Origin of the sequence: Streptomyces sp. SID4985 (genome assembly GCF_009863025.1) — a bacterium.
Lineage (GTDB): Bacteria > Actinomycetota > Actinomycetes > Streptomycetales > Streptomycetaceae > Streptomyces.
Genome location: NZ_WWIR01000464.1, coordinates 1 through 14,688 on the forward strand (window position 1 = coordinate 1; position 14,688 = coordinate 14,688).

Consider the following 14,688-nt stretch of genomic DNA (forward strand, 5'->3'; position numbering starts at 1 on the left):
CCCCGCGCCGGGGCGCGGCCGACGGCGTCGATCTGCTCGCCGCCCTGGTGGCCGACCCGAAGTCGCGGGCCGTCGAGGTGCTGGAGCGCGCCGGGATTCCGGCGGGTGAGTTGCGGGGCCGGTTGTCGGGCCGCACGGCCGATGGCTCGCCCCCCTGCTGACCTCCAGGGAAGTCCCTGCCCTGCCCCCCCGAGGACCTCTCTAGAAGCTCCTGACCTGACCAGCCGAGAAGCCCCTCCTGTCCAGTTCCTGAGACAGGAGTAAAAAAGGGTGACGCTCATGTCATCGCCTGTCATCATGTCCGCGTGCACGCGTCTGGGAGCAGAGAAGGCGGCCGCGGCGCCGGGCTGGGGCTTGCCCTGGTGTCGGCCGTGGCGTTCGGCGGGTCGGGAGTGGCGGCCAAGCCGCTGATCGAGGCGGGGCTCGACCCCCTGCATGTCGTCTGGCTGCGCGTGGCCGGTGCCGCGCTGGTCATGCTGCCCGTGGCGGTACGACACCGCGCACTGCCGTTCCGCCGCCCCGCGCTGCTCGCCGGGTTCGGACTGCTCGCCGTCGCCGGAGTCCAGGCCTGCTACTTCGCCTCGCTATCCCGCATACCGGTCGGCGTGGCACTGCTCCTGGAGTACCTGGCGCCCGCGCTGGTGCTCGGCTGGGTGCGGTTCGTGCAGCGCAGGCCGGTCACCAAGGCGGCCGCGCTCGGTGTGGTCCTCGCGGCGGGCGGCCTCGCCTGTGTGGTGGAGGTCTGGTCGGGGCTCAGCTTCGACGTGCTCGGCCTGCTGTTCGCGCTCGGTGCCGCCTGCTGCCAGGTCGGCTACTTCGTCCTGTCCGACCAGGGCGGCGACGCGGGCGAGGACGCCCCGGACCCGCTGGGCGTGATCGCGTACGGCTTGCTGGTCGGCGCCGCCGTGCTGACCGTCGTCGCGCGCCCGTGGGGCATGGACTGGCGGGTGCTCGGCGGCACGGTGCGGCTCGACGGCAGCGCCGTACCCGCGGCCGCGCTGCTCGTCTGGATCGTCCTCGTCGCCACCGTGCTCGCCTACGTCACCGGCGTGCTCTCGGTGCGGCGGCTCTCGCCGCAGGTCGCCGGGGTCGTCGCCTGTCTGGAGGCGGTCATCGCGACCGTGCTCGCCTGGGTGCTGCTCGGGGAACATCTGTCGGCGCCGCAGGTGTTCGGCGGCGCGGTCGTGCTCGTCGGCGCGTTCATCGCGCAGTCCGCGACACCCGCCAAGGGCTTCGCGGAGCCGGTCGCGGAGAGCGGCGGCGCGGAGCGGGAGTTGTCCGCGCGGGGTACCGCCGCCTAGGCTGCTGATCATGCATTCACACGCACTCGTCCTTCCGCCCCCGGCCGCCTGAGGCGGGCCTCCGGGAAGAACACGCCCCGCGCATCGCGCGCAGGGCGGGACGGTGCTGCCCGCAGATGAAGTCAACGTGCCCGGCCGAGCCGGGTGCCTTCCCAACTTCCGCACTGATCCAGTGCGTTTCTGCGGAGAAACCTCGTGTCGAACGCTGTCTCCGGCCTGCCCGTCGGGCGTGGCCTGCTCTATCTGATCGTCACCGGCGCCACCTGGGGCACGGCGGGCGCCGTCGCCTCCCTGGTCTACCGGACCGGGGACATGGGCCCCTTCGCCCTGTCCTTCTGGCGCTGCGCGGCGGGACTCGTCCTGCTGGTCGCGGGCCGGCTGCTGCGCCGCGGGCGCCGCTCCACGGCCGCCGCCCCGCGTGACCGCGTCGCCCTGCTCCGGCAGGCACTCGCCACCGGTGTCGGCCTGGCCGTCTTCCAGACCGCCTACTTCGCCGCCGTGGACGCCACCGGACTCGCCGTCGCCACGGTCGTGACCCTCGGCGCCGGTCCCGTGTTCATCGCACTCGGCGCCCGGTTCCTGCTCGGGGAGCGGCTGGGCGCCGGAGGCGTCCTCGCGGTCGGCGGCGCGCTCGCCGGGCTCGCCGTGCTCACCCTCGGCGGCTCGGGCGGTACCGTCCGCCCGGCAGGCGTGCTCTGCGCGCTCGGCTCGGCCGCCGGGTACAGCGCCATGACCCTGCTGACCCGCTGGTGGGGTCGTGCCGGAACGGGTGACGCGGGAGCCACCACGGTAGGCGCCTTCGCGGTCACCACCCTGTGCCTGCTGCCGTTCGCCCTCGTCGAGGGGCTGTTCCCGCACACCGGGCACCCCCTGCGGCTCCTCGCCCTGCTCGCCTACCTCGCCTCCGTCCCCACGGCCCTCGCCTACGCGCTCTACTTCGCGGGAGCCGCCGCCGTACGCTCCGCCACCGTCTCCGTGATCATGCTGCTGGAGCCGGTGACGGCCGCCGTCCTCGCCGTCGCCCTGCTGGGCGAGCGGCTGACCACGGCGACCGTCACGGGCACGCTGCTGATGCTCGGCGCGGTCGCGGCCCTCGCCGCGGGGGAGAGGAGGGCCGTGACGGGTCAGACCTCGGTGGTCGCGCGGTCCGAGGCGCCTTCCGTCAACGCCGCGAGGTAGTCGGGGAGTTCGAGTCCCGGTGCCAAGTCGCCGTTCGGCACCGGGACTTCGTAGCCCTTGCGGAGGGGGAGCACGCCTGCCCAGTGGGGGAGGGAGAGGTCCTCGGGCTCGTCGTTGGCGTCGCCTGTGCGGACCTTGGCCGAGACCTCGGTGAGGTCGATGCGGATCACGGCGGTGGCGGCGAGTTCCTTCTTGTCGGCGGGGCGGGAGTCGGCGGAGCGGCCGGGGACCACCTGGTCCACGAGGGCGTCGAGGGCCATCGCGCGCTCGTCGGGGTCGGTGACCTGGTGGGCGATGCCGTGGACCACCACCGAGCGGTAGTTGATCGAGTGGTGGAAGGCGGAGCGGGCCAGGACCAGGCCGTCGACGTGGGTGACGGTCAGGCAGACCGGCAGGCCGGGGTCCTCCGTGGCGGTCATCCGCAGCGGGCGCGAACCGGTGGAGCCGTGTGCGTACAGCCGCTCGCCGACGCGGCAGTACAGCGTCGGCAGCACCACCGGGGCGCCGTCGCGGACGAAGCCGAGGTGGCAGAGGTACCCCTCGTCGAGTATCGCGTGCACCAGTTCCTTGTCGTACGACGCCCGATCGGCGGACCGGGTGGGCACGGTGCGGTCGGTCGGCGTGTAGGCGGCGGGCTTCCCCTCGGTCCCCTGCATGGCGGTCCCTCCCTGGACTCCTGTATTGCACTAGTGCATAATCTGCTTTGTGCTAGGAGAGTATCCGATCGAAGGTCGCGGCGCAGCGGAGATCGCGGGCAGTGTCGAGCGCGCGGTGAGCAGCGGAGAGTTGCGGCCGGGGCAAGTCCTGCCCCCGCTCAGGGAGTTGGCGTCTCGGCTCGGGGTGAATCCCAATACCGTCGCGGCCGCCTATCGCACCCTGCGCGAGCGCGGGGTGATCGAGACCGCCGGGCGGCGGGGCAGCCGGGTGCGGCCCAAGCCCGCCACGACCGGGCGCGACGAGCTGCGTGTGGAGGTGCCGCCCGGGGTGCGGGACCTGTCCACCGGCAACCCCGATCCGGTCCTGCTGCCCCCGCTCGGCCCGGCGTTCGCCGACGCGGCCGCCCGCGCGGACCGCGCCCCCGTCCTCTACGGCACCGAACCGGTCGACCCCGACCTCGCGCGCATCGCCCGCGCCGAACTCGACGCCGACGGCGTGCCCGAGGGCCCGCTGACCGTCACCTCCGGCTCCCTCGACGCCGTCGAACGGGTCCTCGCGGCCCACCTCAGGCCCGGCGACGCGGTCGCGGTGGAGGACCCCGGCTGGGGCAGCGTCCTGGACCTGGTCCCGGCGCTCGGGCTGCGGGCCGTACCGGTGGGCGTGGACGACGACGGCCCGCGCGTGGAGGAGCTGCGCGCCGCCCTGGCCGCCGGGGCCCGCGCGCTGATCGTCACCGTCCGCGCCCAGAACCCCACCGGCGCCTCGGTGAGCGCGTCGCGTGCGCGGGAGCTGCGGGCCGTACTGCGCGCACATCAGGACGTGCTGCTGATCGAGGACGACCACGGTCACGGCTTCGTCGACCTCGCGCCGCATCCGCTCGCGGGCGCCACCGCCCACTGGGCGTTCGTCCGCTCGGTCTCCAAGAACTACGGCCCCGATCTGCGCGTCGCCGTCCTCACCGGGGACGCCCGCACCGTCGACCGGGTGCGCGGACGGCAGCGGCTCGGCCCCGGCTGGGTGAGCCTGCTGCTCCAGCGCGCGGTCGCCCGGCTGTGGGCCGACGGCGCGGTGGACGGCTCGGTCGCGCGGTCCTACGGCGCGCGCCGGAAGGCGCTGACCGACGCGCTCGCACGGCGCGGGGTCACCGCGTTCGGCCGCAGCGGCATGAACGTCTGGGTGCCGGTCCCGGACGAGACGGGCGCCGTCGCCCGGCTCCTCCAGTCCGGCTGGGCGGTCGCGCCCGGCGCCCGCTTCCGGCTCGACACCCCGCCCGGCGTCCGCATCACCGTCTCGCCGCTCGCGGAGGCGGACATCGAGCCGCTGGCGGACGCGGTGGCGGCGGCGGTACGGCCGTCACCGGCGCGGTCGTACGGGTGACGGCGGTTTCGGCCGTACGACCGTACGGTCGCCGACGGGTACGGGTACGGGTACGGGTACGGGGCCGCGGTCGGCGCCCGTTCGCTCCCGCGGCCGACCCGGCTCGTCAGCTCTTCGGCCTGACCTGGGTGAGCGCGGCCCCCGCGAGGACGATCACCGCGCCCACCGGAGTGGTCCAGGCGATCGACTCGCCGAGGATCGCCACGCCCGCCGCCGTGGCGATGACGGGGATGAAGTAGGTCACCATCTGGGCGGTGGTGGGCCCGACTTCGGCGACGAGCCCGTACTGGATGAGCACCGCCACGCCCGTGCCGAGGGCGCCCAGCGCGGCCACCGCGAGCAGCGGGACGAGCGTGAAGTGTGTCGGGAACGAGGTGAACAGGGGCGTGACGACGGCCAGTTGGACGGTCGCGAGGAACAACTGCGTCCCGGTCATGGCGAGGTGCGAGTTGCCCGTGCCCGACAGGGTGCGGCGGACGTAGATCCAGCCGATCGGGTAGCACAGCGAGGCGAGCAGGGCCATGGCCGTGCCCGTGGCGTCGATGCCGTGGAAGCCCTGCCAGGCACCGAGGACGGTCAGCACCCCGAGGAAGCCGAGGCCGAGCCCTGCGAAGCGCACCCGGCTCGGGCGGTCCTCGGAGAGTGCGACCAGGGAGAGGACCATGCCCCACAGGGGCGAGGTGGCGTTGCAGATGCCGGCCAGGGTGGAGGGGACGGTCAGCTCGGCGTAGGCGAAGAGGGAGAACGGCGCGGCGTTCAGGAAGAACGCGGCGACCGCCATGTGCCCCCAGGTGCGGGCCCCGCGCGGCAGCCGCTCGCGCTTGACGGCCATCGCCGCCGCGAGCACGGCCGTGCCGAACACCAGTCTGCCGAGGGTCACTTGGAACGGGGCGTAGGAGGACGTGCCGACCTTGATGAGGAGGAAACTGAAGCCCCAGATCAGGGACAGCACGCCGAAGCGCAGCCGCCAGTCGGTGCGGGGACGCGCAGTGGCTTCCGGCGCGGACGTGGAGGCAGGCGCGGACGTGGACGCGGACTGTGCCGTGCGGGAAGGGGAGACCGTGTTCATGGCATCAAAGATGCGGGCGGCAACTTCGTAGCACAATCGAGAATTCTCACGCGGTATCTCTTAGGATCGCTTACATGTTGAATCTGGAGCGCCTGCGCACCCTGGACGCCCTCGCCCGGCACGGCTCCGTCAGCGCCGCAGCCGCCGCGCTGCATGTCACCACCTCCGCCGTCTCGCAGCAACTCTGCAAGCTGGAACGGGAAGTGGGGCAGCGGCTCCTCGCCAAGAACGGGCGCGGTGTCCGGCTCACGGACGCGGGCCGACTCCTCTCCGAGCACGCTGCGCGCATCCTCTCCCAGGTCGAGCTGGCCCAGTCGGACCTGGAGGCGCACCGGGGGCAGGTCGTCGGCGAACTGCGCCTCTCGGCCTTCCCCACCGCCGCCCGGGGGCTGTTCCCGGCCACGCTCGCCGGGCTGCGCGCCCTGCACCCCAACCTGCGGGTGCGCTCCAGCGAGCTGGAGCCGGAGCGGGGCGTCGCCGGGGTCGTGCGCGGCGATCTCGACCTCGCGGTGGTGCTCGACTGGTACAACAAGCCGATGCCCGTCCCGGACGGCCTGGTCAAGGCGCCCCTGCTGGACGACCCGGCGGAGGTCGCGCTCCCCGCCGGACACCGGCTCGCGGGCCGCGACGAGGTGGACCTCGCCGAGTTCGCCGACGACGAGTGGATCACCTGGGGCGAGGGCGAGTTCTGCCACGAGTGGCTGATCTTCACCCTGCGGTCCCGGGGAGTCGAACCCCTCGTCGGCCACCGGGCGGGCGAGACGCACACCCAACTCGCTTTGGTCGCCGCAGGGTTGGGTGTGTGCATCGCACCCCTGCTGGGGCGCGACCCGGTGCCGCCGGGAGTGGTCCTGGTCCCGCTCAAGCAGCGGGTCCGCAGGCATGTGTACGTCGTCTGGCGGGCGGACGCGGACCGCCGTCCCTCGATCCGCGCGGCGGTCGAGGCGCTGCGGACGGCGGCCGCGCAGCTTGGCTGAGCCGACGCGAGCCCGTCGGTATGGCATGGCGCAAGTCCCGCCCTCCGTACGGGACTTGCGCTCCGCCTTCTACGCCCTGCCCAGCTTCCGGAAGTCCCAGGAGACGATCTTCTCCGGGGTGAGCCGGGCCCAGGCGTGCCGTCCGTCGTGCGGCATCTCGTCCAGGCCGAAGTTCTTGCGCGCGAACAGCGTCTCCACCGCGTCGAGTTCGGCACACAGCTCGCCCGTGCGCGGCACCTCGCCCACGAACTCCACCCGCCCGGACAGCTCGGCCCCGCGCAACTGGTCGTACTCCTCGCCCGCGTCCACCACGACCGCCACCCGGTGGTCGCGGCTCAGCTGGGCCCAACGCCTGCTGCGCACCACGGAGTAGAGCCACAGCGAGCTGCCGTCCCAGACGAACCACAGCGCGCTCACGTGCGGGGTGCCGTCCGCCGAGACGGTCGCGACCCGGCAGGTGCGCTGGACGGTCAGGAACGCGTCCAGCTCGCCCGGAGTCATCATGATCTTCCGGCCCCGGCGCTGCTCGGTGACGGTCATACGGCCCCCTCTTCTCCCCAGTTGTCCAAGAGACACCCCCGTGCCGAGAACACCCCCGTGCCGTCGATCCTCTGACACGGTGCCAGAAAAGGGAACACGGCCCGGGTCGAGCGTGATCAGGCCAGCTCGATCGTGTCGCCGGACACCTTGATCTCCTTCGCGGGCAGCCCCTGCGTCGCGGGCCCCTGTTTCACACTGCCGTCCTCCACCGAGAAACGGCTGTTGTGGCACGGGCACACGATCACCCCGTCGCTCACGCTGCCCACCGCGCACCCCTGGTGGGTGCACGTGGCGGAGAACGCCTTGTAGGTCCCGGCCGACGGCTGGGTGACCACCACGCCGGCGTCCTTGAAGATCTTGCCGCCGCCCTCGGGGATGTCCGCGGTCTTGCCGAGCGTGGTGCCGGCCGCGCCGCCACCGGCGGTGTCCGAACCGCCGTCCGAGCCGCAGGCCGCCAGTGCCACGGTGAGTCCGGCGGCCCCGGCCGCCGCCATCACCGTACGCCGGGCGGGATTCGCTACGGGCTGGGACGATGCGCTGGTCATGAGGTGTTCCCTTCCGCCGGGATGGTCGTACGTGATCTGTCCAGGGGTACGGTCCGGCAGCACCGCCTGTTCAGACATGTGACCCGATCCTCACCGCTCGGATATGAGGAGGGCGTAAGGCCCGCGCGCGGCCCTCTCGCGTGGCGGTGCACCGGAATCCGGCGTCAACCCGCGTTATAACCTGGGCAAATGCTGACCGAAGTCACCGCCACCCGGTACATCACGCCCCTGCGTGAGGGCGGCTCACTGCCGGGGCTCGTCGAGGGGGACGATCTCCGGGCGTACGTCATGAAGTTCACCGGCGCGGGGCAGGGCCGCAAGACGCTCGTCGCCGAGGTCGTGTGCGGGGAGCTGGCGCGGCGGCTCGGGTTCCGGGTGCCCCGGCTCGTGACGCTCGGCCTCGATCCCGTGCTGGGGCTCGCCGAGCCCGAGCGGCAGGTGCAGGAGCTGCTGCGCTCAAGCGGGGGCGCCAACCTCGGCATGGACTTCCTCTCCGGCGCCCTCGGCTACGACCCGCTCGCTTTCCCGGTGACGCCCGAGGAGGCGGGCCGGATCGTCTGGTTCGACGCGCTGATCAACAACGTGGACCGCTCCTGGCGCAACCCCAACCTCCTCGTGCACCAAGGGCAGTTGTGGCTCATCGACCACGGCGCCACCATGATCTGGCACCACAACTGGCCCTCCGCCGGCACCTCGGCCGCCCGCCCCTACGACGCCTCCGACCACGCGCTGGCCCGCTTCGCCCCGGACGTCGCCGCCGCTGCCGCCGAGCTGGCCCCGCAGGTCACCGAGGACCTCCTCGCCGAGGTCACCGCCGAGATCCCCGACGCGTGGCTGACCGGCGAGCCCGGCTTCGACACACCGGACGACCTGCGCCGCGCCTACGCCCGCCCCCTGCTCGCGCGGGCGGTCTCCGTCCACGAGCGCATCAACGGCCTCCAGGAGAGCAAGTGAGCGAGCACCACATTCACATGGCCGGACATGTGGTCGAGCGCCACATCACCCGCACGGGCCAGGGCGGCGACCGCGATGTGTACGAGTACGCCCTGCTCCGTGTCGTACCCCGCGTCGAGCGCGGCGAGCGGATCAACGCGGGGGTCATCGTCTACTGCCGCGCCCACGACTACGTCGGCGCCCGCACCCATCTGGACGAGACCCGGCTGCTCGCGCTCGACCCCGGGGCCGACGTGGCCGGGATCCGGGCCGCGCTCGGTGCCGTCGAGCGGATCTGCGCGGGCGGCGAGGGCGCCGGTCAGGCCGCGGGCGACGACGCCGGGCGGCGCTTCCGCTGGCTGATCGCGCCCCGCTCCGCCGTCGTACAGCCGGGCTCGGTGCACACCGGACTCACTACCGATCCGGTGGCCGAGACCGAACGGCTGCTCGACCTGCTGGTGAGGTAATGGATCACACCACCCGGTGTCCCGTTGACACCGGGTGCCAGGGCTTCTAGCGTCACGGGTGCGGAAGGTACTAAGCGGTCGCTCACCGCACTCGGGTCCTGTCAAGGGCCACTCGGGTTCTCTCAAGGGCGAGGAGAAGCAGGAATGTCCACCACTGAACAGCGGGTCGCGGTAGTCACCGGCGCGGCACGAGGGATCGGCGCCGCCACCGCCGTACGTCTGGCCGCCGAGGGGCACGCCGTCGCCGTGGTCGACCTGGACGAGGCCGCCTGCAAGGACACCGTCGAGAAGATCACCTCGGCGGGCGGCAAGGCCGTCGCGGTCGGCGCCGACGTCTCCGACGAGGCGCAGGTCGAGGCCGCCATCGCCCGGGTCGTGGAGGAGCTGGGGGCGCCTACGATCCTCGTCAACAACGCCGGTGTGCTGCGCGACAACCTGCTGTTCAAGATGAGCGCGTCCGACTGGGACACCGTGCTGAACGTGCACCTGCGCGGCTCGTTCCTCATGACCAAGGCCGTCCAGAAGCACATGGTCGACGCGGGCTTCGGCCGCGTCGTCAACCTCTCCTCGTCCTCCGCGCTGGGCAACCGCGGCCAGGCCAACTACTCGGCCGCCAAGGCGGGTCTGCAGGGCTTCACCAAGACCCTCGCCATCGAGCTGGGCAAGTTCGGCATCACCGCCAACGCCGTCGCCCCGGGCTTCATCGCCACGGAGATGACCAAGGCCACCGCCGAGCGCGTCGGCATGGGCTTCGACGACTTCAAGAAGGCCGCCGCCACCCAGATCCCGGTGCAGCGCGTCGGTGAGCCCGAGGACATCGCCAACGCCATCGCCTTCTTCACCGGCGAGGCGGCCGGGTTCGTCTCCGGCCAGGTGCTGTACGTCGCCGGTGGACCGCTCGACTAGGCGCCCGGGAAAACTGAGCAACCCAGCCACTCGGGAATCTGAGGATCACGGACATGACTGAACTCCCGGAGCTCTCCGGCAAGGTCGCGCTCGTCACGGGCGCGAGCCGGGGCATCGGCTACGGCGTCGCGGAGGCCCTGATAGCGCGCGGCGACCGCGTGTGCATCACGGGCCGCAACGAGGAGGCGCTGAAGGAGGCCGTCGAGCGCCTCGGCGCCGAGCGCGTCATCGGCGTCGCGGGCAAGGCGCACGACCTCGACCACCAGAGCGCGGTCGTCGAGCGCACCATGGAGGCCTTCGGCCGCATCGACTTCCTGGTGAACAACGCGGGCACCAACCCGGTCTTCGGCCCCATCGCGGACGTCGACCTGAACGTCGCCCGCAAGGTGTTCGAGACCAACGTCGTCTCGGCGCTCGGCTTCGCCCAGAAGACCTGGCACGCCTGGCAGCGCGAGCACGGCGGCGCGATCGTCAACATCGCCTCCGTCGCGGGCCTCGCGCCCTCGCCGTTCATCGGCGCCTACGGCATCAGCAAGGCCGCCATGATCAACCTGACCCAGCAGCTGGCGCACGAGTTCGCGCCCAAGGTGCGGGTCAACGCGATCGCCCCGGCCGTGGTGAAGACCAAGTTCGCCGAGGCGCTCTACGAGGGCCGCGAGGCGGAGGCCGCTGCCGCCTACCCGCTCGGCCGCCTCGGCGTGCCCTCCGACATCGGTGGCGCCACCGCCTTCCTCACCTCCGAGCAGTCCGACTGGATCACCGGCCAGACGCTCGTCGTGGACGGCGGCATCTTCCTCAACGCCGGGGTGGGCTGACCCTCCCCGCGGGGGCCTCGGGCCCCTGACCGGCCGTCTCTTCCGGGCGCCGTTCCCCAGCGGAACGGCGCCCGGAGTGCTGTGCGGCGACCGGTCGCCGCGATGACAACGTCGTCACCGTCCGATCCGTCAACAACGGCTGTTTCAGGGGAGGTTCAGGAGGCGTATTGCTGCGGTATGGTCTGCCGACCTTGGTACGGCGGATCGAGGAGCGTGCGCGTGTTCAAGCGGAACCGATTCCTTCGAAGAGTCGCGGCGGCCGCGTCCATCAGTCTGGTGTCGGGGTGCGCCCTGCTCCCCGGCAGCGCCCGGACCGACGACGGCCCGATCGTCGTCGGCACCACCAGCGCCCCCAGCACCCTGGACCCGGCGGGCTCCTGGGACGGCTCCTGGGAACTGTTCCGCAACGTCTACCAGACGCTTCTCGCCTACCCCACCGGCGCCACCAGCCCCCAGCCCGACGCCGCCCAGAGCTGCGGCTTCTCCGACTCGGGCGGCACCACCTACCACTGTCGACTGCGTCCGGGCATGAAGTTCTCCGACGGCCACCCGCTCAACGCCCAGGCCGTGCAGGCGTCCATCAACCGCATCCGTGTCATCAACGCGCCGGGCGGCCCCGCCGGACTGCTCGGCAGCCTGGACCGGGTGGAGTCCTCCGGCGACCGCGACGTGGTCTTCCACCTCAAGAAGCCCGACGCCACCTTCCCGTTCGTGCTGGCCACCCCTGCCATGTCGATCGTGGACCCGCGCGACTACCCCGCCAACTCCCTGCGCGACAAGGGCGACATCCACGGCTCCGGCCCGTACCGCCTCGAGTCCTACGACGAGGGCAAGGAGGCCGTCCTCGTCCGCAACGACCGCTACGACGGCTACGCCAAGCGGCTCAACGACGCGGTGACCATCCGCTACTTCCAGGACTCCCACTCCATGGTCCAGGCGCTGCGCGACAAGCGGATCGACGTCACCTACCGGGGTCTGGCCGCCGGTGACATCGTCACCCTCGAGCGGCAGGACCGCACCGACCTCCAGCTGATCGACGGCAGCGGCACCGACATCAGCTACCTGGTGTTCAACCCCAAGGACCCCTGGGCCCGGCAGGACGCCGTACGCCGGGCCGTCGCCCAGGTCGTCGACCGCGGGGCCATCGCGCACCGGGTCTACAAGGACACCGTGGACCCGCTGTACTCCATGGTCCCCAAGGGCCTGGTCGGGCACACCACGCCGTTCTTCGACACCTTCGGCGACCCGAGCACCGCCAAGGCCCGCAAGACCCTCACCGACGCGGGCATCACCCGGCGCGTCCCGCTCACCCTCTGGTACACCAGCGACCGCTACGGCTCCGAGACGGCCCTGATGTTCCAGGAGCTGAAGCGGCAGCTCGACGCCTCGGGGCTGTTCACGATCACCCTGAAGGCGCGGCCCTGGAAGAGCTATGTGGCCGGCTACCAGAAGGGCGAGTACCCGGTGTTCGGGCGCGGCTGGTTCCCGGACTTCCCCGACCCGGACAACTTCATCACGCCGTTCGTCGGCGAGAACAACGCGCTCGGCACGCCGTACCCGGCGAAGAAGATCACCTCCGTCCTGCTGCCCCGCTCGCGCGCGATGCGCGACCGCGCCGAGGTGGTCAAGGACATGGGCGACGCGCAGCAACAGATCGCGGACGACGCGCGGCTGCTGCCGCTGTGGCAGGGGCGGCAGTACGTGGCGGCCAACGGGGACATCTCCGGCGGGGAGCGGGCCCTCGACCCCTCGACGATCATGACGATGTGGGAGCTGTACCGGAAGACCAGCTGGTGAGCGGGGGCGCGCGGGGCCGGTGAGCGGCCTCTCGGGCGACGGCTTCCGGGAGACCTCGGGTGCCGGTTGTCAGTGGTCGCCTGTAGGTTCTGAAGCCTGGAAGTGACCGCACATCGTGAGGACGTTGACGTGACCGACATCGCCATGCTGCCCGAGTCCTGGCGCGGGGTACTGGGCGACGAGCTGGAGAAGCCCTACTTCAAGGAGCTGACCGAGTTCGTCGAGGAGGAGCGGGCGAAGGGTCCGGTCTACCCCCCGCGCGAGGAGGTCTTCGCGGCCCTCGCGGCGACGCCGTACGACAAGGTCAAGGTCCTCGTCCTCGGCCAGGACCCGTACCACGGCGAGGGCCAGGGGCACGGCCTGTGTTTCTCGGTGCGGCCCGGTGTGAAGACCCCGCCCTCGCTGCGGAACATCTACAAGGAGATGCGCGAGGAGCTGGACCTCCCGGTCCCGGACAACGGCTATCTGATGCCCTGGGCCGAGCAGGGTGTCCTGCTGCTGAACGCGGTGCTGACCGTCCGCGCGGGCGAGGCCAACTCGCACAAGAACAAGGGCTGGGAGAAGTTCACCGACGCGGTGATCCGCGCCGTGGCCTCCCGCCCCGACCCGGCGGTCTTCGTCCTGTGGGGCAACTACGCCCAGAAGAAGCTCCCCCTGATCGACGAGACCCGGCACGTGGTCGTCAAGGGCGCGCACCCCTCGCCGCTGTCGGCGAAGAAGTTCTTCGGTTCCCGCCCGTTCACCCAGATCAACGAGGCGATCGAGAAGCAGGGGCACGAGGCGATCGACTGGCGGATTCCGGACCTGGAGGGCTGAGGGGACCTGTAGCGGGATGCCGGTTCGGGTGTGTCACCCCGGCGTACGGGGCCGCCTGCCCGGCATCTCCACCGGCTGCGGCTAGCGTCGGGGCAGGCGGGCCGGACGGCGGCCCGGCGTGACGGCTCGGAGGGCGCGGTGGCGGAGCGGCAGGAGCAGGCGGCGCCGGATGCCCTGCTGACCCGGATCGGGCAGGTCGTGATGCTGCACCACGGCGGCGACCGCGAGGAGGCCAGGCGCCGCCTCCTGGAGCTGTGGGCCGAGACGGCCGAGGCCGGCGACCCGCTCCACCGCTGCACCCTGGCCCACTACCTCGCCGACACCCAGGACGACCCCGACGCCGAACTCGCCTGGGACCTCAGGGCGTTGTCGGCGGCCCAGGAACTGACCGGCGCCGATCCCGCGCCGGTCGGGGGCTTCTACCCCTCCCTCCACCTCAACCTCGCCGCCGACTACCTCAAGCTCGGCCGCTCCGACGCCGCCCGCACCCACCTCCGCCGCGCCCGCCACGCCGCCGACTCCCTCGCGGACGACGGCTACGGGACGGGGGTCAGGGCGGCCATCAGCCGCCTGGAGCTGCGTCTCGGCCCGTCCGGGGGCGGGGACGGCGAGGGATTCGGACCGCCGCGCCAGCGGCCGGTGGGGTAGCGGTCGGTGGGGTGGCAGCCCGTGGGCTGGCGAGGGGCGCCGGACTGCTCCTGCACCCTCAACGCCCGTACGCCCGCCCGCAGATCACCGACGCCGGGCTGTCCTTCCGCCAGCCGCCGTACTTGCGGCCCAGTGCGCAGATGTCCGGCGCCTTGACGGTCGGGCGGGGTGGGGCCGCGGGGGCCGGGCGCGGGGCGCTTCGCGGGTTCCGGCCGGTGGGGGCCGGGTGTGGAGCGGGGGGTGCGGGTGAGGGAGAGGACGGTGTGGCGGATGTGGGTGAGGGTGAGGGCTCCTGCGGGGGTGGTCCCATCCGGGCCAGGGCCTCGCGGGCGGGCGCCTGCACCGGGCGGGGGGTCGCCGTGCCCGCCGCCGGACGGGGGGCGACGGGCGCCGGGCCATGTACGGTCACGCAGGCGGTGAGGGCCGAGACGGCCACGGTGACCCAGAGCGCTGCGGTGGTCGTCGGTCGATGCACCCGGGCAACTTTGCTGGCCGGGCCGCCGCATTGGCATCAGCTACGCACGGGTGATCCACTCGCAGGAGTGATGGCGTCGCCCGCAGGGAGGACGTACGCGTACCGGGGGTGACGCTCACTCGCCGGTGCGGCCGTCTATCCGTTCGCGCAGCAGGTCGGCGTGGCCGTTGTGGCGGGCGTACTCCT

The 14,688-nt window shown here is 72.4% G+C and carries 16 protein-coding genes and 1 pseudogene; 12 read left to right on the forward strand and 5 right to left on the reverse strand.

Translation table 11 applies throughout. The annotated features are described in order from the left end of the window. From GTW40_RS20450 to GTW40_RS20460, 3 genes and pseudogenes are all read left to right on the forward strand, one after another. A pseudogene (locus tag GTW40_RS20450) lies at positions 1-161 on the forward strand (peptidase); the annotation flags it as partial. Positions 162-305: 144 nt separating this feature from the next. Next, positions 306-1,301, forward strand: a complete 996-nt coding sequence (locus GTW40_RS20455) for an EamA family transporter (protein ID WP_161181646.1) — start codon at positions 306-308, stop codon at positions 1,299-1,301. A gap of 195 nt (positions 1,302-1,496) precedes the next feature. Next, positions 1,497-2,480, forward strand: a complete 984-nt coding sequence (locus tag GTW40_RS20460; RefSeq protein ID WP_161181647.1) for an EamA family transporter — start codon at positions 1,497-1,499, stop codon at positions 2,478-2,480. Here GTW40_RS20460 and GTW40_RS20465 read toward each other — a convergent pair. Next, complete coding sequence (locus tag GTW40_RS20465) at positions 2,426-3,136, reverse strand: pyridoxamine 5'-phosphate oxidase family protein (protein WP_161181648.1); 711 nt, start codon at positions 3,134-3,136, stop codon at positions 2,426-2,428. The two genes, GTW40_RS20460 and GTW40_RS20465, sit on opposite strands and share 55 nt — an antisense overlap. A gap of 49 nt (positions 3,137-3,185) precedes the next feature. On the opposite strand from GTW40_RS20465, the gene GTW40_RS20470 reads away from it, so the two are divergent. Continuing rightward, complete coding sequence (locus tag GTW40_RS20470; protein ID WP_161181649.1) at positions 3,186-4,514, forward strand: aminotransferase class I/II-fold pyridoxal phosphate-dependent enzyme; 1,329 nt, start codon at positions 3,186-3,188, stop codon at positions 4,512-4,514. Positions 4,515-4,620: 106 nt separating this feature from the next. Here GTW40_RS20470 and GTW40_RS20475 read toward each other — a convergent pair whose 3' ends face one another. After that, entirely contained in the window at positions 4,621-5,583 is a 963-nt protein-coding gene (locus tag GTW40_RS20475; protein WP_237525597.1) for a DMT family transporter, read from the reverse strand. Between the two features lie 74 nt (positions 5,584-5,657). Between GTW40_RS20475 and GTW40_RS20480 the strand changes: the two genes are divergently transcribed. Next, positions 5,658-6,560, forward strand: a complete 903-nt coding sequence (locus GTW40_RS20480) for a LysR family transcriptional regulator (protein ID WP_161181651.1) — start codon at positions 5,658-5,660, stop codon at positions 6,558-6,560. A gap of 69 nt (positions 6,561-6,629) precedes the next feature. Here the strand turns inward: GTW40_RS20480 and GTW40_RS20485 are convergent, their stop codons facing one another. Both GTW40_RS20485 and GTW40_RS20490 read right to left on the reverse strand, forming a co-directional pair. Then, positions 6,630-7,100, reverse strand: coding sequence for a pyridoxamine 5'-phosphate oxidase family protein (locus tag GTW40_RS20485; protein WP_161181652.1), 471 nt, complete (start codon positions 7,098-7,100; stop codon positions 6,630-6,632). 116 nt (positions 7,101-7,216) lie between these two features. Beyond that, on the reverse strand, positions 7,217-7,645 hold the full coding sequence (locus GTW40_RS20490; RefSeq protein WP_161181653.1) for a Rieske (2Fe-2S) protein: 429 nt from the start codon (positions 7,643-7,645) through the stop codon (positions 7,217-7,219). 189 nt (positions 7,646-7,834) lie between these two features. Here GTW40_RS20490 and GTW40_RS20495 point away from each other — a divergent pair, with 189 nt between their 5' ends. The 7 genes from GTW40_RS20495 (at position 7,835) to GTW40_RS20525 (ending at position 14,027) form a co-directional block, all read left to right on the forward strand. Further along, the gene (locus GTW40_RS20495) at positions 7,835-8,599 is read left to right on the forward strand and encodes a HipA family kinase (protein ID WP_161181654.1); all 765 of its coding nucleotides are present in this window, start codon (positions 7,835-7,837) and stop codon (positions 8,597-8,599) included. Then, positions 8,596-9,045 carry a DUF3037 domain-containing protein gene (locus tag GTW40_RS20500; protein ID WP_161181655.1) on the forward strand — a complete coding sequence of 150 codons (450 nt, stop codon included), beginning with the start codon at positions 8,596-8,598 and terminating at the stop codon, positions 9,043-9,045. Before GTW40_RS20495 ends, GTW40_RS20500 begins: the two co-directional genes overlap by 4 nt. A gap of 144 nt (positions 9,046-9,189) precedes the next feature. Next, positions 9,190-9,951 (forward strand): 3-oxoacyl-ACP reductase FabG, encoded by a 762-nt coding sequence (fabG, locus tag GTW40_RS20505; RefSeq protein WP_161181656.1) that lies wholly within the window; start codon positions 9,190-9,192, stop codon positions 9,949-9,951. Positions 9,952-10,004: 53 nt separating this feature from the next. Next, entirely contained in the window at positions 10,005-10,766 is a 762-nt protein-coding gene (locus tag GTW40_RS20510) for an SDR family oxidoreductase (RefSeq protein WP_161181657.1), read from the forward strand. A 219-nt stretch (positions 10,767-10,985) separates the two neighbouring features. Then, on the forward strand, positions 10,986-12,563 hold the full coding sequence (locus tag GTW40_RS20515; RefSeq protein ID WP_161181658.1) for an ABC transporter substrate-binding protein: 1,578 nt from the start codon (positions 10,986-10,988) through the stop codon (positions 12,561-12,563). Between the two features lie 129 nt (positions 12,564-12,692). Next, positions 12,693-13,379 (forward strand): uracil-DNA glycosylase, encoded by a 687-nt coding sequence (gene ung / locus GTW40_RS20520; RefSeq protein ID WP_161181659.1) that lies wholly within the window; start codon positions 12,693-12,695, stop codon positions 13,377-13,379. Between the two features lie 138 nt (positions 13,380-13,517). Further along, the gene (locus GTW40_RS20525) at positions 13,518-14,027 is read left to right on the forward strand and encodes a tetratricopeptide repeat protein (RefSeq protein WP_161181660.1); all 510 of its coding nucleotides are present in this window, start codon (positions 13,518-13,520) and stop codon (positions 14,025-14,027) included. A gap of 590 nt (positions 14,028-14,617) precedes the next feature. Here the strand turns inward: GTW40_RS20525 and GTW40_RS20530 are convergent. Next, on the reverse strand, positions 14,618-14,688 hold a 71-nt coding region (locus GTW40_RS20530), incomplete at its 5' end, for a DUF664 domain-containing protein (RefSeq protein ID WP_161181661.1).

Coding starts and splice junctions, on each gene's coding strand:
- GTW40_RS20495 (WP_161181654.1), top strand. CDS start 7,835: ATGCTGACCGAAGTCACCGCCACCCGGTACATCACGCCCCTGCGTGAG.
- GTW40_RS20510 (WP_161181657.1), top strand. CDS start 10,005: ATGACTGAACTCCCGGAGCTCTCCGGCAAGGTCGCGCTCGTCACGGGC.
- GTW40_RS20475 (WP_237525597.1), bottom strand. CDS start 5,583: ATGAACACGGTCTCCCCTTCCCGCACGGCACAGTCCGCGTCCACGTCC.
- GTW40_RS20465 (WP_161181648.1), bottom strand. CDS start 3,136: ATGCAGGGGACCGAGGGGAAGCCCGCCGCCTACACGCCGACCGACCGC.
- GTW40_RS20485 (WP_161181652.1), bottom strand. CDS start 7,100: ATGACCGTCACCGAGCAGCGCCGGGGCCGGAAGATCATGATGACTCCG.
- fabG (WP_161181656.1), top strand. CDS start 9,190: ATGTCCACCACTGAACAGCGGGTCGCGGTAGTCACCGGCGCGGCACGA.
- GTW40_RS20490 (WP_161181653.1), bottom strand. CDS start 7,645: ATGACCAGCGCATCGTCCCAGCCCGTAGCGAATCCCGCCCGGCGTACG.
- GTW40_RS20480 (WP_161181651.1), top strand. CDS start 5,658: ATGTTGAATCTGGAGCGCCTGCGCACCCTGGACGCCCTCGCCCGGCAC.